Origin of the sequence: Neotamlana sargassicola, from assembly GCF_020523965.1 — a bacterium.
Taxonomy (GTDB): domain Bacteria; phylum Bacteroidota; class Bacteroidia; order Flavobacteriales; family Flavobacteriaceae; genus Neotamlana; species Neotamlana sargassicola.
In genome coordinates, this window is the sequence record NZ_JAJAPX010000003.1 from 117,729 (window position 1) to 140,055 (window position 22,327).

The following is a 22,327-nucleotide window of genomic DNA, read 5'->3' on the forward strand; positions in this document are numbered from 1 at the left end:
GTAAATTAAAACCGCATTCGTGTTCTTACATTAAAAACACGAGGTGTTAAATAGTTAGGAATTGCGTATTGTGTTTTGGTGTAAACATCGCGCACCCAAGTATTCGTTATAGAGTTTTGAACATCGAACATATTAAAAATTTCGAATCCAAATGATAGCTCTTTAAAGGGCTTTTTCCATCCTTTATTAAATTGTTTTTGGTTATCTACCAAAACATATTGTAAACCTAAATCGGCACGTTTATAATCAGGTAAACGATTTTGATATACATAAGGATCGGCATAACTTGGTGATCCACCTGGCAATCCAGTGTTATAAACTAAGTTTAAGTAAACCTTTAAGTTAGGTAAGGTTGGAACATAATCTTGAAACAAGGCAGCAAACTTTAAGCGTTGGTCTGTTGGTCTGGCAATATAGCCACGATTGTCCAAGTTTTCTTCGGTTTTTAAATAACCAAAACTAAACCATGATTCTGTACCCGGAACAAATTCACCATTTAAGCGCATATCTAAACCATAAGCGTAGGCTTTTGCATCGTTATTCGCTCTGTATCGAATACGTACATTTTCTAAGGTATAGGTGTTAACATCGCTTAACCCTTTATAATACATTTCTGTGGTAAGCTTAAAAGGGCGGTCCCACATTTTGAAACTATAATCATTTCCTAAAACCACATGAAATGACTTTTGAGCTTTAACATTAGGTTGCACTTCACCATTCGAATCTCTAAGCTCCCTATAAAATGGCGGTTGATAGTATAAGCCCCCGGCCAATCTAAACAACATGTCTTTTTCCCAATCTGGTTTTATGGCAAATTGTGCTCTTGGGCTATAAACAGTTTGGGTATGCGTTGATAATCCTTCGCCACTTACAGTCCAATTATGCGCTCTTAATCCAGCATTGTACCAAACCTCGCTATTGCCAATGGTGCTCCGCTTGCTCCATTGTGCATAGGCTTGAAAACGGTTTATTGAAGTGTTGTTGGTGGCGCGAACGTTTTGATATGGCTCTAAAGGTCCTGTGTAGGGTGTGTATGGTTGCTCGTTTATTGGAGTGGTTTTTGGTGGACGAATAGAAAATCCTGCAGAATCAATGACTTCCCATTCTACTAACCGGTCTCGAATGTCTTCGTTGGTATATTTTAAGGCCCATTCAATTCTGTGCCCTTTTATATTTAAATCGCCTTTGTGTTCAATATTTGTAATTAATGCATCTAAATCGTTTCTTCCATGATTTAATTGGCTACCAACACCTTCGCTAAATTCTACTTCACCTAAATTTTCATCGCCGATATTTGAGTTAACTTCACCAAGTCTGTATTGCGCCAAAATATCGAAATACTCTTCTTCTGTAGTATGATATGTTGATGCGGTTAAATGTAAATTTAACTTATCGTTTACAAAATAAGAACCTTTAAAAGCTCCAAAAAGTGTTTGGTATTGATCTTTTTCCTGTCCGTCGTAAAAAACTAATAAAGCAATAGGGTCGGTAAGAGTACCAAAATTCGTTTGTCTGGTTTGTGGTTGGTAGTTATATTTATTTAACGAAGCATTTCCTAAAAAACTTAAATGGAATTTACTAGAAAATTTATAAGTAAAAAAGCCTTGAGCATCAGCAAAAACTGGATTAAAATTAGTTTCTGTTTCTTTAGCATCAACAAGTAAACTATTATCTCGATATCGTAAACCTACAATACTCGAAAATTTATTGTTTTTACTTGTGTTTTCTACCGATACACTTGCCCCTAATAAACTTAAGTCGGCATTAGCTTCAAATTCGTAAGGTGTTTTATAGGTTATATCTAACACAGAAGACAATTTGTCGCCGTATTTGGCTTGAAATCCGCCTGCCGAAAAATCAACATTTTGTACCAAATTTGTATTTACGAAACTCAATCCTTCTTGTTGCCCAGAACGAATTAAAAACGGTCGATATACTTCAATGCTGTTTACATAAACTAAATTTTCGTCGTAATTTCCACCACGAACCGAATATTGTGTGCTCAATTCATTATTGTTACTCACACCAGGTAAAGTCATTAACAAGTTTTCTACACCAGCATTGGCACCGGGAATATTACGAATTGTTTCGGGTTTTAAGGTTACAACACCTTCAATGGCTTTACGGCTAGTATTGGTAACTACAACGGCTGCAATTTGCTCAATAGTTGTGCTCATTACAGGGTTAAATTCGGTTTCTTCTGCATTTTTTAAGTTAAACGTACTGGTTACTTTTTTATGAGAAAGGTGCGTAAAGGTTAGCGTTATATTTTTATTTGCTGGTATTTTTAGTAAGTAAAAACCATTAGCGTTGGTTTGTGTACCGTAGTTAGCTGTTTTTATATTTACATTTTCAATGGGTAGGTTATTTTCATCTAATATAATACCCTTTACAATTGCAGTTTGAGCAAAAATATTAACTGAAAACAGTAAAAATAGAGTAGTAAAAAATAAATGTTTAAATTTCAATGGTTGGCGAATTTATTTTCTGTATAATGTAGCTTCAAAAGTAGAACTATTTCCAACATTATCGGTAACAATCACTTTTAATTTATTATTGGTTTCTTTTATATTTAGATCGTTAAAATCGAAGGCTAGTAAATTTTGTTTGTATTCATATTCCATTAAAATCCATTTATCGTTTAGGGTAGCGCGATAGCTTTTAATACCAGACTCTTTATCTTGTATGTTTAATTTTAAAAATCTGTAATCGCTAATCCATTGCTTGTTTTTAAAGTTAGTCGCTTTTATTTTTGGGGCAATGGTATCTGTTGCTAAAGTATAAGTACCTAATACTTTGGTATGTGCAATTAATTGATTTGTTTCGTGTTTTGTTGATGTGTAGATTGGAACATTTTTTTTATCTCCAATTAAACGTGCGATATATAATTTGTTTTGATCGGCTTTTTTATATCGGCTAACGTTAAAATGTAAGCTAAAACTTTTTTTTGTGGGTAAAATATTTTCATGCAATATTAACGTGTCGTTTTTCACATTAAAATCTAAATAAAAGTCTTTATAAAAGGTATAAGGTTTAAAGTTAACAGAAACAATATCCTTTTTTAAATTAGTAGTTTGGGAAGCATTAATAAAATAAGGTGTCGTTTTTAATGTTTGTTTGTTTAGTAGTTCTTGTTTTGTACCTTTTATATTAATGGTAACCCAGGCTTCATTATTTTTGTAGTCTGCAACTCTTATTTTGTAAACAGCATAGGTACTATCCTTAATGGTTAAAAAGCCGTTATTTTCAACATTTTTGTATAAACTTAGGGTGTTATTCTTTATAAATAGTTTCTGGATGCGATCTCGATTATTAATATAGTGTTCATAATCTATAAGCTGATTAAGATTTCTAGTTTCATCAAAAGAAAATTTACTAAAATCAATTTCAAAATTTCTATTTCCGTTAAATACAGTTTGAATGTTGTAAACGCCGTTTGAATTTGTGGCAAAATCTTGTCTATCAATTGTTTCTATGCCAAAACCAATTACGCCAATGGCCTCAATGTTTTCAACTGCATAATCTCCATTTTTTAACGGAATAAGTTTTAATTTCTGTTTTTTGTTCGATTTGTTTATTATGGCATCTTCACTTAGTGGGTAAGCATAAATTGAATGAACTAGAGGGTAAGAAGAGTCCTTAACATCAATACCAAAGAGCATAGGATTAATTGGGTGTTCTGCTTTATTTCTAATTTCGTAATGTAAATGTGGGCCACCAGAACCACCGGTATTTCCACTGTACGCAACTAATTCACCTTTTGTAACAAGTAACTCTCCGGCTTTTGGAAACAACTCAATTTCGTACGATTCTTGTTCGTATTGATGTTTTTTTACATAGGCTTCAATTTCTGGAGCAAATTTTTGTAAGTGTGCATAAACAGTAACATAACCGTTTGGATGCGTAATGTATAAAGCTTTGCCATATCCAAAATGCGACACTTTTATACGGCTCACAAAGCCATTGGCAGAAGCGACTACATGCAGTCCTGTTCGCCCTTGAGTTTTTATGTCTAAACCCGAATGAAAATGATTAGATCGTAACTCAGCAAAAGTACCAGATAAAATTATTGGAATTTTTAAAGGATTGCCAAAATAATCTTGCGGGTAAGGATTTTGCGCAAAAAAGACGAGAGGGTAAATAAAGAAAAGGGACAGGATTAATTTCATAGCAAATTATTAGGCTAAAGTAAATATTTGGGATGAAAAACACAAAGCAGTTTAAAAATAAGGAAAATTCAACTTTTTTTAATAATAAACGCATCATTTAAAATTTTATTAAAAAACAATTGTAAAATTTAACTAGGTATGTTAACTTTGTTAGATAAGTATTGAATTTTGTAAATGAGTAATATTGAAGATATTGTAGTTTCGTTAGAAAACAAAATAAACAAAGTATTACATCAACTAGAGCTTTTAAAGCAGGAAAATTTTAAATTAAGCAATGATTTAGAAGCTTCGAAGCAACAAATTTTAACTCAAAAAGAGCAATTAGCAAATTGGGAAGAAAAATATGAAGCTTTAAAAATTACAAATGCAATACTTGGTAGTGACGAGAATAAAAGAGAAACTAAGCTTAAAATAAACGCATTAATCCGAGAGATAGACCATTGTATAGGTCAACTATCAGACTAAGCAAAATAATCAATGTCAAAAAAGCTTAAAATAAAGCTATCTATTGGAGATAGAGTTTATCCTTTAACAATTGACCCAAGTCAAGAAGAAGGTTTGCGAAAAGCAGCAAAAAACATTGATGTTTTAATAAAACAATTTGAGCAAAGTTATTCTGTTCGAGATAAACAAGATGTTTTGGCCATGTGTGCCTTACAGTTTGCGACTCAAGTAGAACAGAAATCTATAGATAATACGATTGTAAACGAGCATACAGAACAAAAACTAAATGCTTTAAATAATTTGTTAGACAATTATTTACAATCTTAACGTTCTTTAAAATAAACAAAAGTTACTGCCTGTATTGGTTATTTTTTTTGATAAACTCAACGTTAATTCTTTAAAAAGGGTGAGTTTAAGTTGTAAAAGCATGCTGCTAGTGCCATTTATGGTATCTCGAGCAGACCCTTGATCAGCTTGTTAGCCCTAAACTTGTTTTTAAGGAGTTTATACAAAACTTTATACCGATGCAGGCTTTTTTTATATATAAATTTTCAAAAATTAACGATGGATAACTTAATCATATTTGTGGTAGGTGGTGTAGTAGCAGGCCTTGTAATTGGCTTTATAATTGCAAAAATATTAGAAAAAAATAAGGCTTCTCAAATTATTAAAGAGGCAAAAAAATCGGCTTCTTTAATATTAAAAGATGCAAAAAATGATGGCGAGAATATTAAAAAAGATAAAATATTACAAGCCAAAGAAAAGTTTATTGAACTTAAAAGCGAGCATGAAAAGGTTATTTTATCTCGCGATAAAAAAATGGCAGAGGCCGAAAAACGTACACGAGATAAAGAGTCTCAAGTTTCAAGTGAATTATCTAAGAATAAAAAACTTAGTCAAAGTCTTGAAGATAAAATCAAAGATTACAATTACCGCTTAGATGTTTTAGATAAGCGTCAAGAAGAAATAGATAGACTTCACAAAAACCAAGTACAACAACTTGAAGTTATTTCAAGTCTTTCAGCAGAAGAGGCAAAAGAGCAGTTGGTAGAATCTTTAAAAGGAGAAGCCAAAAATGATGCTATGGCATTTATACAAAGCTCACTTGAAGAAGCTAAACTAACTGCCGAACAGGAAGCTAAGAAAATTATTATTAACACCATACAACGCATTGGAACTGAAGAAGCGGTAGACAATTGTGTATCTGTTTTTAATATAGAATCTGATGATGTTAAAGGTAGAATTATTGGACGTGAAGGGCGAAATATTCGAGCTATTGAAGCTGCAACAGGAGTAGAAATTATAGTTGATGATACACCTGAAGCTATTATTTTATCATGCTTCGATTCTGTACGTCGTGAAGTAGCACGTTTATCGTTACACCGATTAGTAACCGATGGAAGAATTCACCCTGCAAGAATTGAAGAAGTGGTTAGAAAAACCAGAAAACAAATTGAGCAAGAAATTATAGAAGTAGGAAAGCGTACCGTTATAGATTTGGGTATACACAACTTAAATCCGGAACTTATAAAAATGGTTGGTAGAATGAAATACCGCTCATCTTACGGGCAAAACTTATTACAACACTCACGTGAAGTTGCTAAACTTTGTGGTGTTATGGCGGCAGAATTGGGCATAAATCCTAAATTAGCTAAACGAGCTGGTTTACTTCATGATATTGGTAAAGTGCCAGATGCGGAAGCAGACATGGAAACGCCTCACGCTATTTTAGGTATGCAATGGGCAGAAAAATTTGGTGAAAAGCCAGATGTTTGTAATGCAATTGGAGCACACCACGACGAAATTGAAATGAAATCGTTATTAGCGCCTATTATTCAAGTTTGTGATGCTATTTCTGGTGCACGTCCAGGTGCAAGACGCCAAGTTTTAGATAGCTACATACAACGTTTAAAAGATTTAGAAGATATTGCTTTTGGTTTTAATGGAGTTAAAAAAGCTTATGCTATACAAGCAGGTAGAGAACTACGTGTTATAGTAGAAAGTGAAAAAGTAGACGACCAAAAAGCTGCGGATTTATCGTTTAACATATCTCAAAAAGTACAAACAGATATGACGTATCCTGGGCAAGTAAAAGTTACTGTTATTAGAGAAACAAGAGCGGTAAATATTGCAAAATAATATTATGATTCGTTTGAGCGGTAATTAATAATTTACTGTTTCAGTGTATAAAAAATAAAAATCCAAATTCATAAACATTTGAATTTGGATTTTTTGTTTTAGTGATTTCTTGGGTGAAATTCTTCAATAACTTTAGTTAAATGGCTTTTGTCTAAATGCACATAAATTTCGGTGGTAGTTATACTTTCATGACCTAGCATAAGTTGTATGGAACGCAGGTCGGCGTCATTTTCTAATAAATGAGTGGCAAAAGAATGCCTAAAGGTATGTGGAGAAACATTCTTTTTTAAATCTATAGCTTTTGCTAAATTTTTAATAATGGTAAAAACCATAGCCCGTGTTAATTGCCTGCCGCGTCTGTTTAAAAACAGAGTATCTTCAAAACCCGATTGTATTTTTTGATGATTTCTAATGTGTTTTATATATATGTTAATATATTTTTGTGTTGCATTAACTATGGGTACAAAACGTTGTTTGTCGCCTTTGCCTGTTACTTTAATAAAGCCTTCTTCAAAAAATAAATCAGATAATTTTAAGTTTATTAATTCACTAACTCGCAGTCCGCAACCATATAATGTTTCTAACATGGCACGATTGCGTTCACCTTCAGGTTTACTTAAATCTATGGCTTTTATTAGGTTATCAATTTCTTCTTCAGAAAGTGTATCGGGTAGTTTTCGTCCAATTTTTGGCGATTCAATTAAATCTACAGGGTTGGTTTCGCGATAATCTTCAAAAACTAAATAGCTAAAAAAGCTTCTTAATCCAGAAATAAAGCGCGATTGAGAACGTGCGTTTAATTGTTTTGCGGTTTCATAAACACAACGTTGCACGGTTTCTGTATTAATATTTACAGGAGAAATTTCAATATTATTAGCTTTTAAATATTGAATAAGTTTTAAAATGTCTAGAGCATAACTTTCAATAGAATTTTCCGATAATCCACGTTCAATTTTTAAATACGTTTTATAATCCTTTAAAGCTGCTTGCCATTTCATTCTTCAAAATTACTAAAATATCTGTTTAGAAGGTATGTTGAATAATTTCAAATTTTTTACATTTACTTTATGAAAAAACTTATCATAATTAACGGACCAAATTTAAACTTATTGGGTAAACGCGAACCCGAAATTTACGGTAGTTTAACCTTTGAAGATTATTTAGAGGATTTAAAGTCTAAATTCCCTAAGGTTGAGATTAGTTATTACCAATCTAACGTAGAAGGGGAGCTTATAAATAAGTTGCATGAAGTAGGTTTTAGTTTTGATGGAGTTATATTAAATGCTGGTGCTTACACGCATACTTCTATAGGTTTGGGCGACGCCATTAAAGGTATAGAAACTCCTGTTGTAGAAGTACATATTTCTAACACTTTTGGCCGCGAATCGTTCAGGCATCAATCTTATATTTCACCAAATGCAAAAGGTGTAATTTTAGGTTTTGGCATGTTAAGCTACGAATTGGCAATAAAAAGCTTTTTAGATTAAACCGTATATTTATGTGACTCAGTTAACTATACTGTGTCACAATGTAATTGAACCTTATTTTTGCATTGGAAGAATTAAAGATAGATAAATCCTTAGAAGATGAAAAGCTTGTAGCTTTAATCATTCAATCAAAAAGTGCCGAATTGTTTTCTGTTATCTACGATAGGTATTCAGAAACTGTTTACCATAAGTGCCTTAGTTTTGTTAAAAACAAAGAAGAAGCTCAAGATTTAGCCCACGACATTTTTGTGAAGCTTTTTGTTAAGTTAAAAATGTTTAATTTCAAATCTAAATTCTCAACATGGGTTTACTCATTTACCTATAATCATTGTGTTAATTATGTGCAGCGCGAACAAAAAAAGCGCAGAGATAAATTTTTAATAGCCGATGATTTAGGAAATTACTCTAAAGAGGTTGAAGAAATTGATGAAGAAGTTATTTTTAGCATGAAAGCCGATAAACTTCAAAAAAGTTTAGAGCTAATAAATCCCAATGATAAAATGATTTTGTTTATGAAATATCAAGACGATTTATCTATTGAAGATATTCAAAACGCTTTAGGTATTGGTAAAAGCGCTGTTAAAATGCGCTTAAGTAGAGCCAAAGAACGATTAGTTAAAATTTATAATGACTTTTGATTATGGAAAATCCGTTTAAAAAAGTAATACATAATGAAAAGCTACCAGACATTATCAAAGAAAGGGTAATGAATGATATTGATATTGTAAAACTAGCTTTAGATTTTACAGATTTGATGGTAATTAAATACCCTGATGCTGTTACCGATTTTTTAAAAAATGATGATGAGGATGATTTTAATGAAGATAAAAAACAAATTAATTAAACCCATAATAACCCTTTACAATGAATACAATTAAGCTAGATTTTACACTTCTAGAAACTATAGGTAACAATGTTTACAATGCATTGCCAAAGTTATTATTAGCCATAGCCTTAATTATTGCAGCATGGTTAATACTTAAAGCGGTTATGTTTGTTGTAAAAAAATCTTTAAAATTTACAAAGATAGATGTACTATCTGAAAAGTTAAACGAAACGCCTTTATTCGGGTCTAATTTTAATATACAACTAGATAAAGTTATATTAATATTTGTAAAATGGTTTTTAATACTCATTTTTTTAATAATAGGTTCAGATTTTTTAGGATTAAGTTTTATAAGTAACGAAGTAAGTAAACTAATAAACTTTTTACCAAAAATATTTACAGCATTAGCCATTTTTGTTTTTGGTATTTATGGAGCTAACTATTTAAAAGAATCTATTCGGTCGTTATTAAAGGCTGTAGATGTTGGAGGTTCTAAAGCCATTAGTCAAGTGGTTTTTATTCTTGTAGCTTTAATGGTGTCTATATTAGCATTAAATCAAGCAGGTTTAGATACCGAGATTATTACAAAAAATATATTTTTAATATTAGGTGCTGTACTAGCAGCCTTTACAATAGCTTTTGGTTTAGGTTCTCGCGATATTATTTTACGTTTACTTTTAGGATTTTATTCTAAAAAGAATTTTAAAGTAGGCCAAAGAGTTTCTATAGACGGAGAAGAAGGCGTTATTATTGCTATTGAGAGTATTAGCATGGTAATTCGTTTCGCCGATAAAAAAGTAGTCTACCCAATAAAATACATTTCCAATAAAAAAATTGAAATTTTAGAATAAAAATTGTGACCTTTTAAAAAGTGCTGTGTCTTATAATAAAGATTCGTTTGAATAATTTATAAGATGATAAATAAATTCGCACTTGTTATTATTAGTTTACAAATTGTTTTTATTGTTGTAATGACGGTTCGTTACTATTATTCCAGTAAATTATTGAAAGAATCGAATAAGCAAAAAATTAAAAACATTAAAAGAGGGAAATAATGTTTTTAGCCCCAAATTGCTTATGGTTTTAACTTATGTTGCAATTATATTGTTATGGTTTGGTTAGAGATGGTTATGGTTAATTTCTTAATTGCAACAATACAAAAAGGCTCAATATTTACATTGAGCCTTTTTTTTATAAAAACATAATTTTAATTTATATGTGTATACACTCGTCGTAAGCATCAGCTACAGCTTCCATAACCGCTTCACTCATGGTTGGGTGAGGGTGAACAGCTTTTAAAATTTCATGTCCAGTAGTTTCTAATTTTCTTGCAACAACGGCTTCAGCAATCATATCTGTTACGGCTGCACCAACCATATGGCAACCTAACCATTCGCCATATTTAGCATCAAAAATTACTTTTACAAAACCTTCTTTGTTTCCGCCAGCACTTGCTTTACCAGATGCAGAGAATGGGAATTTTCCAACTTTAATATCTAATCCTTTTTCTCTTGCCGCTTTTTCTGTTAAACCAACTGATGCAATTTCAGGAGTACAATAAGTACAACCAGGTATATTACCATAGTCTAAAGCTTCAACATGCATTCCAGCTAATTTTTCAACACAAATAATACCTTCAGCAGAAGCTACGTGAGCTAAAGCAGCGCCAGGTGTAACATCGCCAATAGCAAAATAACCAGGAATATTAGTTTGGTAAAAATCGTTAACTAAAATTTTATCTCTATCAACTACAATTCCAACATCTTCTAATCCTATGTTTTCAATATTAGTTTTAATACCAACAGCACTTAAAATAATATCGGCTTCAAGAATTTCTTCGCCTTTTTTAGTTTTTACGGTAGCTTTTACACCATCTCCAGAAGTATCTACACTTGTTACTTCGGCCGATGTCATAATTTTTACACCATTCTTTTTAAACGAACGCTCTACTTGTTTCGATACGTCTTCGTCTTCAACAGGAACAATATTTGGTAAATATTCAACAATAGTTACTTCGGTTCCCATAGAGTTGTAGAAATATGCAAACTCTACACCAATAGCACCAGAACCTACAACAATCATTTTCTTAGGTTGTTTTGGTAAACTCATAGCTTCGCGGTAACCAATTACTTTTTTACCATCTTGTGGTAAGCTTGGTAATTCTCTAGAACGAGCACCAGTAGCAATAATAATGTTATCGGCACTATATTCAGTTCCATCAACATCTACTTTTTTACCTGGCTTTATTTTACCATAACCATTAATAACGTCTATTTTGTTCTTCTTCATTAAAAACTGAACACCTTTGCTCATACCATCTGCAACACCACGACTGCGTTTTACAACAGCATCAAAATCATGCGAAGCTTCTTTTACGTTTAAACCGTAATCTTCAGCGTGCTTTAAGTATTCAAATACTTGAGCAGATTTTAATAAAGCTTTTGTAGGGATACAACCCCAATTTAAACAAACACCTCCAAGATTTTCTTTTTCAATAATAGCGGTTTTAAAACCTAGTTGAGATGCTCTAATAGCAGTAACGTAACCTCCTGGTCCACTACCAAGAACAATAATATCGTATTTATTCATTTGTTAAATTTTAGAGTACGAATTTACGAAATCGATTTTTAATAATGAATTTAGAAGGCTTTAATTTTATATCTTTAATCTTACATTTGTATCGAAAGATTTAATTTATGAATATTCCCAAAACGAGTTTCCCAAGAGTTGTAATTATCGGAGGTGGTTTTGCTGGTGTTGCACTAGCAAAAAAATTAGCAAAACAAGAAGCGCAAGTTGTTTTATTGGATAAACATAATTACCATACGTTTCAACCACTGTTATATCAAGTTTCAACTGGAGGGTTAGAGCCAGATTCTATTGCATATCCAATACGTAAGGTATTACAAAATTTTCCTAACTTTTATTTTAGATTGGCTAATGTTGAAGAAATTGATACCGAAAACGAACGCGTAATAACCAATATAGGAGATTTAGATTTTGATTATTTAGTTGTTGCATCTGGATCGGTTACAAACTATTTTGGAAATACTGAAATAGAGAAAAACAGTATGGCTATGAAAACCATACCGCAATCGCTAAATTTAAGAAGTTTAATTCTGGAAAACTTTGAAGATGCGCTGTTAACTTCAGATTTAAACGAACGCAACGCCTTAATGAATTTTGTTATTGTTGGTGGTGGCCCCACCGGGGTAGAGCTAGCCGGTGCATTAGCCGAAATTAAAAAAGGCATTTTACCTAAAGATTACCCAGATTTAGATACGCGAATGGCGCAAATTCATATTATTCAATCGGGAGATCGTATTTTAAAAGGAATGAGCGAGAATGCCTCGAAAAAGGCAGAAGATTTTTTAGAGAAACTAGGTGTAAATATCTGGAAAAATGTTCGTGTAACAAACTATGATGGTGAAACCGTAACCACAAATGGCGAACTGTTGCTAAATGCTAAAACAGTTGTTTGGGCAGCGGGTGTAAAAGGTGAAACTATAAAAGGTTTAAATAGTGAAGATTTTATAACCAGAGGAAACCGAATGGTTGTAAATGAATTTAACCAAGTAAAAGGGTTTGATAATATTTTTGCAGTTGGCGATGTAGCTTGTATGAAAACTGAAGATTTCCCTCATGGATTACCAATGATGGCGCAACCAGCAATACAACAAGGCGAACAATTAGGTGATAACTTAATAAAACTTGTTGAAAATAAACCTATGAAGCCTTTTGAATACACAGATAAGGGCGCAATGGCAACAATAGGAAGAAATAAAGCGGTTGTAGATTTAAAGAAATTTAAATTTCAAGGCGTTTTTGCTTGGTTTGTTTGGATGTTTGTACACTTATTCTTTTTAATTGGTTTTAGAAACCGCATGGTGGTTTTTATAAATTGGGTTTACAACTATATTCGTTTTGATAGAGAAGCACGACTTATTATACGTCCGTTTAAAAATAGAAACATTGAATAGTTTTTATAAATCGTCGGTAAAATGACGATTTTCTTTTTCTTGACTAAACTTTGAAGCATTATATGTTTTTGAATCGCCTTTTGGAATAGATAGAGATTTCCATTCGTAACCCTTTAACAGTTTTCCAAGAAAAACAATTTGCCCAATATGATAACTGTAATGCGCTAGTTGTCTATTTATAGCTTCAATTACTGTGTGACCACCGTTTCTTATGTAAATTATTTCATTTAGATTGGTTTCATTTAAAGAAGAAATGGCTTTAAATAAACAAGACCAGCCACTTTCCCAAGCTGCAACTAAAGCTTTAAAAGATGTAAAGGAATCGATAAACTCTTCATCTCTATTACGCCATGCCTTTTCACCATCTTCAGTTAAAAAATTTGTCCAACGGCTTAACATATTACCAGACAAATGTTTAACTATTACGGCAATGCTATTGGCGTTTTCATGGCTTTGCCATTGCGTATCCTCGAATGTTAATTGTTCAAGGGTTTTATCGCCTAAACTTTTATAATATTCAAATTGTTTTATAATACTTGTTAGGTAACTTTCCATATCATATATTTTTATATAATATTGAAAATTAACAAGTAAAACGTTATAAAGCTATTCTTTTGGTATAAATTTTAAGGCAGCACCATTTATACAATGACGTTTTCCTGTGGTATCTCGGGGGCCATCATTAAAAACATGACCTAAATGCCCGCCACAAACCGCACAGTGTTCTTCAGTTCTAGCATAACCAATTTTATAATCTGTAGAAAAAGCTACATTACCTTTAATTTCTCTATCAAAACTAGGCCAACCAGTACCAGAATTAAACTTGTGTTGGCTTTCAAATAAAGGCGTATTACAACCTTTGCAAACATAGGTGCCTTCTTCTTTATTTTTGTTTAACTCGCTACTAAAAGCGCGCTCCGTTCCAGCTTGTCTTAATACATAAAATTCCATGTCTGTTAACTGAGCTTTCCATTCAGCTTCTGTTTTAGTAACCTTAAAAGTTTCTTTAGAGTTTTTGTTTTGCGATTCGCCTTTACAGTTAAATATTAGCAAGGTTGAAAAAATGAATAATATCTTTTTCATGTAAATTATTTTTTAAGTTAAGTCGTATATATGTTTACAAAATAACAGCTTAAACTAATAATTTTATGTTTAATTTAAGTTGTGACTAATTAAGTTAAATTGTGTCATAAAATACGACATTGATTTACTATTTTTATAATCTATTAAAACCATATAATAATGAACACTAAAAAAATATTAATAGCAGTAGGGATACTTTTTTTAATAATTTCCTGTGCTACCAATCCGTTTACAGGTAAAAAAACAATGGCTTTTGTTTCTAACGACCAGTTGTTTCCATCATCGTTTTCACAATACAATCAGGTGTTAACAGAAAGCAAAGTTATTACAGGAACCTCTCAATCTGAAATGATAACTAGAGTAGGGCAACGTATAGCAGTTGCTGCAGAACGTTATTTAACAGCAAATGGTTTTGAAGGCTATTTAAACGATTATAAATGGGAATATAAATTAATAGAGTCTGAGCAAGTTAACGCTTGGTGTATGCCAGGAGGAAAAATTGCTTTTTATACAGGTATTTTGCCAATTGCAGATAACGAAACAGGTGTTGCTGCCATAATGGGGCACGAAGTAGCTCATGCATTAGCAAACCACGGGCAACAACGTATGAGTGCTGCTTATTTACAACAAGGTTTAGCTGTTGCAGGTAATGTGGCTTTATCAAGCGACCAACAAGCTTTAAGTATATTTAATCAATCTTTTGGTGTAGTATCTAATGTGGCAGGTATGTTACCTTTTAGCAGAAGTCATGAAACTGAAGCAGATAAAATTGGCATTTATTTAATGGCAATTGCAGGGTATAATCCAGATGAAGCTTCAGTGCTATGGGAACGTATGAAAGCACATAGTGGAGGACAATCTACTCCAGAGTTTTTAAGCACTCACCCAAGTAACGATTCTAGAATAGCAAACTTAAAATCTTTATCACCTCATGCTAAAAAAGAAGCAGAAAAATACGGAGTATCTTCATTTAGACCGTTAGGAGACTTTTAGTTTAAAATATTTAATTACTTTAGAAGCTGTCAATAAAATACATTGACAGCTTTTTTTATTTATTATGACAACACTTAAAAAAGGAAGTGAAAAACTTTTAAACGCTTGGGCCTTTTACGATTGGGCAAACTCGGTTTACACTTTAACTATTGCCTCTTCAATTTTCCCAATATTTTATTCAGCATTATTTATATCAGAAATTAAAACTATTGAAGCTTTTGGTATAGAATTTAAAAGCACAGCTTTAATAACTTTTGTAACTGCTTTTACATTTTTAGTAGTTGCTTTTACATCGCCTATTTTATCTGGAATTGCAGATTATGTAGGAAATAAAAAGAATTTTATGAAATTCTTTTGTTATCTAGGTGGTGCAGGTTGTATTGGGTTGTACTGGTTTAGTTTAGATAGGATTTATTTAAGCGTTCTTTTTTATTTTATGGGTTTAATAGGCTATTGGGGAAGTTTAGTGTTTTATAATTCGTATTTACCTGATATTGCTTTTGAGGAACAACAGGATAGTATAAGCGCCAAAGGGTTTTCATTAGGCTATTTTGGTAGCGTTATATTACTTATCGTTAATTTAGCGATGGTAATGAGTCAAGAGGACGGTGGCGCAAAAATGGATATGATGCGTTATTCTTTTATAACGGTAGGTATTTGGTGGATTGGTTTTAGTCAATACAGTTTTTATTGGTTACCAAAAGGTGTTTCATCGGGGCATAAAATAACTAAAGCAATATTATTTAATGGCTTAAAAGAGTTAAAACAAGTATGGAAACAACTTAAACAAAACTTAAGATTAAAACGATACTTATATGCTTTTTTTGTGTTTAGTATGGCGGTACAAACCATTATGTTGGTTGCAGTTTATTTTGGTGAAGAAGAAATTGCTTGGAGTAACGACGATGCGAAAACAACCGGACTAATTGGAAGTATTTTAATTATTCAACTTGTTGCCATTTTAGGTGCATTTTTAACATCAAAAGCGTCATCTAAATTTGGAAATATAAAAACACTCATTTTTATAAATCTAATTTGGATGAGTTTATGTTTTTATGCTTTTTTTATGAAAACGCCTGTTCAATTTTATATTGCAGCCAGTATTGTTGGGTTAGTAATGGGAGGTATTCAATCTTTATCTCGATCTACTTATTCTAAGTTTTTGCCAGAAACCGAAGATTCAACTTCATATTTCAGTTTTTACGATGTTGCAGAAAAAATAGGAATAGTAATTGGTATGATAATTTTTGCCTTTATAGACCAAATTACAGGAAGCATGCGTAACGGTATTTTATTTTTATTTGTATTCTTTTTAATAGGTATTGTTTTGCTTTTACGTGTGCCTAAAAGTGAATAAGTTAATTTTAAATAATTTTATTATATTTAGTTACAATATTTTCAGCCCAAATAATAGCTTCGTTAAGGTCTGTAAAAATTTCAAAAGGTTTATTTATAAATAATTTTTCTACTTCGGCATTATTTATAGATAAATTGCTTGTTGATACAACAGAAAACCCAGCTAAGTTTGGTATTTTAGAAGTTTTAGCGTAAACCTCTGGATTTACAGCATAAGAATTTACTCTGTTAGTAATATAAACAAAAGGTTTTATAGGGTAGTATGCATCAGCAATATCTATTAAAATATTATTTGATACTTCTGTAATAGTCTCACCTTCATTTATTTCAACTATTAAATGGCTTTTATAAATTTTTACTGTTCCTATTTCAAGATCTAGGGCTTTTATCATAAATCATAATTTATCTGTAAGAAAAAAGCCCAAAAGTACACTTTTGGGCTTACATAGAATTATAATTTAAGACTTTGTTATGATTCTGTAGATTTTTTAGCTTTATCAATAGAAATGACTAATTCGTCCTTGTTTTCATCAAAATCTAATTTTATGCCATCGCCTTCCTGTAAATTAGAGGCAACAATTTCTTCAGCTAAAGTATCTTCAACATACTTTTGTATAGCTCTTTTTAAAGGTCTTGCTCCGTATTGTTTATCAAAACCTTTATCGGCTATGAAATCTTTGGCAGCATCGGTTAATGTTAAATTATAACCTAAGCCATTAATTCTGCTTAATAGTTTCTTTAACTCAATATCAATAATTTTACTTATGTCTTCTTTTTCTAAAGCATTAAATACAATTACGTCATCAATTCTGTTCAAGAACTCTGGAGCAAACGATTTTTTTAACGAATTTTCTATAACACCTCTTGCATTTTCGGCTTCTTGCGCTTTTTGTGATGCTGTACCAAAACCAATACCTGTACCAAAGTCTTTTAATTTTCTAGCACCAATATTCGAGGTCATTATTATTATAGTGTTTCTAAAATCAATTTTTCTACCTAAGCTATCCGTTAAATAGCCATCATCTAAAACTTGAAGCAACATATTAAATACATCTGGATGTGCTTTTTCAATTTCATCTAAAAGCACAACAGCGTAAGGTTTTCTGCGTACTTTTTCTGTTAATTGTCCACCTTCTTCGTAACCAACGTATCCTGGAGGAGCACCCACTAATCTGGAAATTGCAAATTTTTCCATGTATTCACTCATATCTATTCTAACAAGAGAATCTTCACTATCAAATAATTCACGTGATAGTATTTTGGCTAATTGGGTTTTACCAACACCTGTTTGCCCTAAGAATATGAAAGAGCCAATAGGCTTGTTAGGGTCTTTTAACCCTGCGCGGTTACGCTGTATGGCTTTAACCACTTTAGCAACAGCATCATCTTGACCAATTACTTTGCCTTTTATAAGATTTGGTAATTCGGCAAGTTTGTTAATTTCGGTTTGTGCAATACGGTTAACAGGTACGCCCGTCATCATTGAAATAACATCAGCTACATTATCTTCGGTTACAATTTCACGATGTTGTTTCGTGTCTTCTTCCCATTTTTCTTGAGCTATAGATAATTCTTTTTCTAAACGTTTTTCATCATCTCTTAAACGCGCAGCTTCTTCATATTTTTGTTTACGAACGACGGCGTTTTTAAGTTCTTTTATATCTTCAAGCTGCTTTTCTAACTCAATAATTTGTTTAGGAACATCAATGTTAGTTATGTGAACACGAGATCCTGCTTCATCTAAGGCATCAATAGCTTTGTCTGGTAAAAATCGCTCAGACATATATCTATTAGTTAATTTTACACAGGCTTCAATGGCTTCTGGTGTGTAATCAACGTTATGGTGTTCTTCGTATTTACCTTTAATGTTGTTTAATATTTCAATAGTTTCTTCAACACTTGTAGGCTCTACAATTACTTTTTGAAAACGACGCTCTAAAGCACCATCTTTTTCTATGTATTGTCTGTATTCATCAAGTGTAGTAGCTCCAATACATTGAATTTCACCTCTTGCTAATGCAGGTTTAAACATATTTGAAGCATCTAAACTTCCCGTAGCTCCACCGGCGCCAACAATAGTATGAATTTCATCGATAAATAAAATAACGTCGTCATTTTTTTCAAGTTCGTTCATTACGGCTTTCATGCGTTCTTCAAACTGTCCACGATATTTAGTACCAGCAACTAAACTTGCTAAATCTAGAGTAACAACGCGTTTGTTAAATAAAATGCGCGATACTTTTCGTTTTACAATTCTAAGCGCTAAGCCTTCGGCAATGGCAGATTTACCAACACCAGGTTCACCAATTAATAACGGATTGTTTTTCTTTCGTCTACTTAAAACCTGAGATACGCGTTCAATTTCTTTTTCTCGACCAACAACAGGATCTAATTTACCATCTTCGGCTAAAGCTGTTAAATCGCGGCCAAAGTTATCTAAAACAGGGGTTTTAGATTTTTTATTAGACTTGTTTGATGGGGTATTAAATACATCTTTAGAACCATCGTCGCCAGAAGCCGTATCATCGTCTTGAAAAGACTCTGATTTAGGTTCTATATAATTGTTGTCATTATTTGTAATCATAAATTTAAATTGTTCTTTAACATTGTCGTAGTCAACTTTTAACTTATTTAAAAGTTTGGTAGTTGGGTCGTTTTCGTTTCGTAAAATACAAAGTAGCAAGTGTGCGGTATTAATAGAAGTACTCTGGAAAAGCTTAGCCTCTAGAAATGTTGTTTTTAAAGCACGTTCTGCTTGTCTTGTTAAATGTAAATTCTTTTTTTGGTTTGAAGCAACAGAAATACTTGGGTTTGCCGGACTTAAAATTTCAACTTTACGTCTTAAATGATTTAAATCAATATCTAGGGCATTTAAAATATTTATTGCTTTACCATTGCCATCGCGAAGTAAACCAAGCATTAAATGTTCGGTACCTATAAAATCGTGTCCCAAACGCAAAGCTTCTTCTTTACTAAATGCGATTACATCCTTTACTCTTGGTGAAAAATTATCATCCATATCTTGTGTCCTTTCTGCATTAAAAATAATAAAACATTTTACTAAAGGCAAAAACTATACCTAAAAATGTCTGTTTGTGGCTAATTGACGAAAAATTATTGAAATAATCAAAATCTTTAACGAGATACTTATTAACCAAAATTAGGATTATAATTGTTAATAAAAAAAAGGTAAAAAAGAGCCTTTATAGCTTATTAAAACTAATGAAATACTTATATTAGCACGTTTTGAAATTGAGATAAAATTAAATTAAATTATATATGGCAGAAGGAGAAAAACTCATCCCTATTAACATAGAAGATGAGATGAAATCGGCTTACATTGATTATTCAATGTCGGTCATTGTGTCACGTGCGTTACCAGATGTAAGAGATGGATTTAAGCCAGTACACCGTCGTGTACTTTACGGTATGCATACTTTAGGAGTTAGATCGAATGTAGCTTATAAAAAATCGGCAACTATAGTAGGTGAAGTGTTAGGTAAATATCACCCACATGGAGACTCATCGGTTTACGATACTATGGTGCGTATGGCGCAGGATTGGAGTTTACGATACTTATTGGTAGATGGACAAGGAAATTATGGTTCTATTGATGGTGATAACCCTGCAGCAATGCGTTATACCGAAGCTAGAATGCAAAAAATTTCGGAGGACATGTTGGCAGATATCGATAAAGATACTGTAGACCATAAGTTAAATTTCTCTGACGAATATAAAGAACCAACCGTTTTACCAACCAAAATACCAACGTTATTGGTTAATGGAGCCTCTGGTATTGCCGTTGGTATGGCTACAAATATGCCACCTCATAACTTAACCGAAGTTGTTGATGGAACCATTGCTTATATTGATAATACCGATATTGAAATAAGCGAATTAATGCAGCATATAAAAGCTCCAGATTTTCCTACCGGAGGAACCATTTATGGGTACGATGGGGTTAAAGAAGCTTTTGAAACTGGCCGCGGACGAATTGTAATGCGCGGAAAAGCTGTTATTGAAGAGGTAAATGGAAGAGAGTGTATAATAGTTACCGAAATACCTTACCAAGTTAACAAAGCCGATATGATTAAAAAGACGGCTGATTTAGTTAACGACAAAAAACTAGAAGGAATATCAACTATTCGCGATGAGTCCGATAGAAATGGTATGCGCGTAGTTTATGTTTTAAAGCGTGATGCAATACCAAATATTGTATTAAATAAACTTTACAAATACACAGCTTTACAGTCATCTTTTAGTGTAAATAATATTGCTTTAGTAAACGGGCGTCCGCAGTTATTAAACCTAAAGGAACTTATACATTATTTTGTAGAGCACAGGCATGAGGTTGTTACTAGGCGTACTCAATACGAATTACGTAAAGCGGAAGAACGCGCACATATTTTAGAAGGTTTAATTATTGCATCAGATAATATAGATGAAGTAATTGCGCTTATTCGTGCCTCGTCAAATGCAGATGAAGCCAGAAATAAATTAATAGAACGTTTTGAGTTAACCGAAATTCAAGCACGTGCTATTGTAGAAATGAGATTACGTCAACTTACAGGACTAGAGCAAGATAAATTGCGCACAGAGTACGAAGAGTTGATGAAAACCATTGAAGATTTAAAAGACATTCTTGCAAAGAAAGAGCGCAGAATGGACATTATAAAAGAAGAATTAACCATTGTAAGAGATAAGTATGGAGACGAGCGTCGCTCGGTTATCGAATATGCAGGCGGAAGCTTGAGTATTGAAGATATGATTCCTAACGAAAAAGTAGTTATTACAATTTCTCATGCAGGTTATATTAAACGTACTTCGCTTAACGAATATAAAACACAAAATAGAGGTGGTGTTGGTCAAAAAGCATCAACAACTAGAAATGAAGATTTCTTAGAGCATTTATTCGTGGGTACAAACCATCAATATATGTTATTCTTTACCCAAAAAGGAAAATGTTTCTGGATGCGTGTTTACGAAATACCAGAAGGCAGTAAAACCTCAAAGGGAAGAGCTATACAAAACCTTATAAATATTGAACAAGACGATAAGGTAATGGCCTTTATTTGTACTCAAGATTTAAAAGATGAAGATTACATAAACAGTCATTATGTAATTATGGCTACTAAAAACGGACAAGTAAAGAAAACTGCTCTAGAGCAGTATTCGCGTCCACGTACCAACGGTATTAACGCCATTACGATTAAAGATAACGATGAGTTACTTGAAGCTAAATTAACTACAGGTAACAGTCAAGTTATGTTAGCACTTAAATCGGGTAAAGCAATTCGTTTTGAGGAAGCTAAAACTAGGCCAATGGGGCGTGGTGCTTCTGGGGTAAGAGGTATAACTTTAGCCCACGATAAGGATGAGGTTATTGGTATGGTAACCGTAGAAAATCCGCAAGAAGAAACAGTTTTAGTCGTAACAGAAAACGGTTACGGAAAACGTACATTTATTGATGATCCAGAAGATGGAGAAGCAGTTTACCGTATAACAAACCGTGGAGGTAAAGGGGTTAAAACCATATCTATTAGCGAAAAAACAGGCGATTTAGTAGCTATAAAAAGTGTAACAGATAACGATGATTTAATGATTATCAATAAATCTGGTATCGCTATACGTCTAGCTGTTGAAAATTTACGTACAATGGGTAGGGCAACACAAGGCGTTAAACTTATAAATCTAAAAGGTAAAGATTCTATTGCTGCTGTTGCTAAAGTTATGCATGATGAAGATGAAGTTGTAGAAGATGAAAATGCAGAAGGAATAGAGAATACAGGAGAAGTTCAAGATGGCACAACTCTTGATAATTCATCAACCGAAGAATAAACATTAAATAAA

Annotated in this window: 19 protein-coding genes and 1 other RNA gene; 12 read left to right on the forward strand and 8 right to left on the reverse strand. The window is 32.5% G+C overall.

The features are described from left to right. Nucleotides 1–5: 5 nt before the first annotated feature. On the reverse strand, nucleotides 6–2,468 hold the full coding sequence (locus LG651_RS08480) for a TonB-dependent receptor (RefSeq protein WP_226695708.1): 2,463 nt from the start codon (nucleotides 2,466–2,468) through the stop codon (nucleotides 6–8). A 12-nt stretch (nucleotides 2,469–2,480) separates the two neighbouring features. Continuing rightward, nucleotides 2,481–4,169, reverse strand: coding sequence for a M23 family metallopeptidase (locus tag LG651_RS08485; protein ID WP_226695709.1), 1,689 nt, complete (start codon nucleotides 4,167–4,169; stop codon nucleotides 2,481–2,483). Nucleotides 4,170–4,343: 174 nt separating this feature from the next. Here LG651_RS08485 and LG651_RS08490 point away from each other — a divergent pair, with 174 nt between their 5' ends. From LG651_RS08490 to rny, 4 genes are all read left to right on the forward strand, one after another. After that, entirely contained in the window at nucleotides 4,344–4,634 is a 291-nt protein-coding gene (locus tag LG651_RS08490) for a hypothetical protein (RefSeq protein ID WP_226695710.1), read from the forward strand. A gap of 12 nt (nucleotides 4,635–4,646) precedes the next feature. Then, nucleotides 4,647–4,940 carry a cell division protein ZapA gene (locus LG651_RS08495; protein ID WP_226695711.1) on the forward strand — a complete coding sequence of 98 codons (294 nt, stop codon included), beginning with the start codon at nucleotides 4,647–4,649 and terminating at the stop codon, nucleotides 4,938–4,940. A 54-nt stretch (nucleotides 4,941–4,994) separates the two neighbouring features. Then, a non-coding RNA gene (ssrS, locus tag LG651_RS08500) (6S RNA) lies at nucleotides 4,995–5,119 on the forward strand. Nucleotides 5,120–5,177: 58 nt separating this feature from the next. Further along, nucleotides 5,178–6,752: a ribonuclease Y gene (gene rny / locus LG651_RS08505; protein WP_226695712.1), complete on the forward strand. Its 1,575-nt coding sequence runs from the start codon at nucleotides 5,178–5,180 to the stop codon at nucleotides 6,750–6,752. A gap of 98 nt (nucleotides 6,753–6,850) precedes the next feature. Here the strand turns inward: rny and xerD are convergent, their stop codons facing one another. After that, nucleotides 6,851–7,750 (reverse strand): site-specific tyrosine recombinase XerD, encoded by a 900-nt coding sequence (gene xerD, locus LG651_RS08510; protein WP_226695713.1) that lies wholly within the window; start codon nucleotides 7,748–7,750, stop codon nucleotides 6,851–6,853. A 69-nt stretch (nucleotides 7,751–7,819) separates the two neighbouring features. Here xerD and aroQ point away from each other — a divergent pair, with 69 nt between their 5' ends. The 4 genes from aroQ to LG651_RS08530 all read left to right on the forward strand — a co-directional run bounded on the left by aroQ (nucleotide 7,820) and on the right by LG651_RS08530 (nucleotide 9,916). Continuing rightward, nucleotides 7,820–8,239: a type II 3-dehydroquinate dehydratase gene (gene aroQ / locus LG651_RS08515; protein ID WP_226540009.1), complete on the forward strand. Its 420-nt coding sequence runs from the start codon at nucleotides 7,820–7,822 to the stop codon at nucleotides 8,237–8,239. 65 nt (nucleotides 8,240–8,304) lie between these two features. After that, a complete protein-coding gene (locus LG651_RS08520; RefSeq protein ID WP_226540011.1) occupies nucleotides 8,305–8,877 on the forward strand; it encodes an RNA polymerase sigma factor in 573 nt (190 codons plus the stop codon). Between the two features lie 68 nt (nucleotides 8,878–8,945). Further along, nucleotides 8,946–9,083, forward strand: a complete 138-nt coding sequence (locus tag LG651_RS08525; protein ID WP_226695714.1) for a hypothetical protein — start codon at nucleotides 8,946–8,948, stop codon at nucleotides 9,081–9,083. 20 nt (nucleotides 9,084–9,103) lie between these two features. Further along, a complete protein-coding gene (locus LG651_RS08530; protein ID WP_226695715.1) occupies nucleotides 9,104–9,916 on the forward strand; it encodes a mechanosensitive ion channel family protein in 813 nt (270 codons plus the stop codon). A gap of 361 nt (nucleotides 9,917–10,277) precedes the next feature. Here LG651_RS08530 and lpdA read toward each other — a convergent pair whose 3' ends face one another. Continuing rightward, nucleotides 10,278–11,654 (reverse strand): dihydrolipoyl dehydrogenase, encoded by a 1,377-nt coding sequence (gene lpdA / locus LG651_RS08535; protein WP_226695716.1) that lies wholly within the window; start codon nucleotides 11,652–11,654, stop codon nucleotides 10,278–10,280. Between the two features lie 107 nt (nucleotides 11,655–11,761). Between lpdA and LG651_RS08540 the strand changes: the two genes are divergently transcribed. Continuing rightward, the gene (locus LG651_RS08540) at nucleotides 11,762–13,045 is read left to right on the forward strand and encodes an NAD(P)/FAD-dependent oxidoreductase (protein WP_226695717.1); all 1,284 of its coding nucleotides are present in this window, start codon (nucleotides 11,762–11,764) and stop codon (nucleotides 13,043–13,045) included. A gap of 3 nt (nucleotides 13,046–13,048) precedes the next feature. Here LG651_RS08540 and LG651_RS08545 read toward each other — a convergent pair whose 3' ends face one another. Both LG651_RS08545 and msrB read right to left on the reverse strand, forming a co-directional pair. After that, nucleotides 13,049–13,600 carry a DUF1572 family protein gene (locus LG651_RS08545; protein ID WP_226695718.1) on the reverse strand — a complete coding sequence of 184 codons (552 nt, stop codon included), beginning with the start codon at nucleotides 13,598–13,600 and terminating at the stop codon, nucleotides 13,049–13,051. 51 nt (nucleotides 13,601–13,651) lie between these two features. Further along, nucleotides 13,652–14,128 carry a peptide-methionine (R)-S-oxide reductase MsrB gene (gene msrB / locus LG651_RS08550; protein WP_226695719.1) on the reverse strand — a complete coding sequence of 159 codons (477 nt, stop codon included), beginning with the start codon at nucleotides 14,126–14,128 and terminating at the stop codon, nucleotides 13,652–13,654. Between the two features lie 159 nt (nucleotides 14,129–14,287). Here msrB and LG651_RS08555 point away from each other — a divergent pair, with 159 nt between their 5' ends. Both LG651_RS08555 and LG651_RS08560 read left to right on the forward strand, forming a co-directional pair. Continuing rightward, nucleotides 14,288–15,121, forward strand: a complete 834-nt coding sequence (locus tag LG651_RS08555) for a M48 family metallopeptidase (RefSeq protein WP_226695720.1) — start codon at nucleotides 14,288–14,290, stop codon at nucleotides 15,119–15,121. 64 nt (nucleotides 15,122–15,185) lie between these two features. Continuing rightward, the gene (locus LG651_RS08560; protein WP_226695721.1) at nucleotides 15,186–16,478 is read left to right on the forward strand and encodes an MFS transporter; all 1,293 of its coding nucleotides are present in this window, start codon (nucleotides 15,186–15,188) and stop codon (nucleotides 16,476–16,478) included. A gap of 7 nt (nucleotides 16,479–16,485) precedes the next feature. Here LG651_RS08560 and LG651_RS08565 read toward each other — a convergent pair whose 3' ends face one another. Together LG651_RS08565 and LG651_RS08570 are read right to left on the reverse strand one after the other, a co-directional pair. Then, nucleotides 16,486–16,869 (reverse strand): hypothetical protein, encoded by a 384-nt coding sequence (locus LG651_RS08565; RefSeq protein ID WP_226695722.1) that lies wholly within the window; start codon nucleotides 16,867–16,869, stop codon nucleotides 16,486–16,488. A 77-nt stretch (nucleotides 16,870–16,946) separates the two neighbouring features. Next, nucleotides 16,947–19,496, reverse strand: coding sequence for an ATP-dependent Clp protease ATP-binding subunit (locus tag LG651_RS08570; protein ID WP_226695723.1), 2,550 nt, complete (start codon nucleotides 19,494–19,496; stop codon nucleotides 16,947–16,949). A 260-nt stretch (nucleotides 19,497–19,756) separates the two neighbouring features. Here LG651_RS08570 and gyrA point away from each other — a divergent pair, with 260 nt between their 5' ends. Then, nucleotides 19,757–22,315, forward strand: a complete 2,559-nt coding sequence (gene gyrA / locus LG651_RS08575; protein ID WP_226695724.1) for a DNA gyrase subunit A — start codon at nucleotides 19,757–19,759, stop codon at nucleotides 22,313–22,315. Nucleotides 22,316–22,327 lie beyond the last annotated feature (12 nt).

Excerpts from the sequence above, each read along its gene's own strand:
- LG651_RS08495 (WP_226695711.1), top strand. The coding sequence starts at position 4,647 with ATGTCAAAAAAGCTTAAAATAAAGCTATCTATTGGAGATAGAGTTTAT.
- LG651_RS08555 (WP_226695720.1), top strand. The coding sequence starts at position 14,288 with ATGAACACTAAAAAAATATTAATAGCAGTAGGGATACTTTTTTTAATA.
- xerD (WP_226695713.1), bottom strand. The coding sequence starts at position 7,750 with ATGAAATGGCAAGCAGCTTTAAAGGATTATAAAACGTATTTAAAAATT.
- gyrA (WP_226695724.1), top strand. The coding sequence starts at position 19,757 with ATGGCAGAAGGAGAAAAACTCATCCCTATTAACATAGAAGATGAGATG.
- LG651_RS08540 (WP_226695717.1), top strand. The coding sequence starts at position 11,762 with ATGAATATTCCCAAAACGAGTTTCCCAAGAGTTGTAATTATCGGAGGT.
- lpdA (WP_226695716.1), bottom strand. The coding sequence starts at position 11,654 with ATGAATAAATACGATATTATTGTTCTTGGTAGTGGACCAGGAGGTTAC.
- LG651_RS08545 (WP_226695718.1), bottom strand. The coding sequence starts at position 13,600 with ATGGAAAGTTACCTAACAAGTATTATAAAACAATTTGAATATTATAAA.
- LG651_RS08490 (WP_226695710.1), top strand. The coding sequence starts at position 4,344 with ATGAGTAATATTGAAGATATTGTAGTTTCGTTAGAAAACAAAATAAAC.
- LG651_RS08565 (WP_226695722.1), bottom strand. The coding sequence starts at position 16,869 with ATGATAAAAGCCCTAGATCTTGAAATAGGAACAGTAAAAATTTATAAA.
- LG651_RS08485 (WP_226695709.1), bottom strand. The coding sequence starts at position 4,169 with ATGAAATTAATCCTGTCCCTTTTCTTTATTTACCCTCTCGTCTTTTTT.
- LG651_RS08530 (WP_226695715.1), top strand. The coding sequence starts at position 9,104 with ATGAATACAATTAAGCTAGATTTTACACTTCTAGAAACTATAGGTAAC.
- rny (WP_226695712.1), top strand. The coding sequence starts at position 5,178 with ATGGATAACTTAATCATATTTGTGGTAGGTGGTGTAGTAGCAGGCCTT.
- LG651_RS08525 (WP_226695714.1), top strand. The coding sequence starts at position 8,946 with ATGAATGATATTGATATTGTAAAACTAGCTTTAGATTTTACAGATTTG.
- msrB (WP_226695719.1), bottom strand. The coding sequence starts at position 14,128 with ATGAAAAAGATATTATTCATTTTTTCAACCTTGCTAATATTTAACTGT.
- aroQ (WP_226540009.1), top strand. The coding sequence starts at position 7,820 with ATGAAAAAACTTATCATAATTAACGGACCAAATTTAAACTTATTGGGT.
- LG651_RS08570 (WP_226695723.1), bottom strand. The coding sequence starts at position 19,496 with ATGGATGATAATTTTTCACCAAGAGTAAAGGATGTAATCGCATTTAGT.
- LG651_RS08560 (WP_226695721.1), top strand. The coding sequence starts at position 15,186 with ATGACAACACTTAAAAAAGGAAGTGAAAAACTTTTAAACGCTTGGGCC.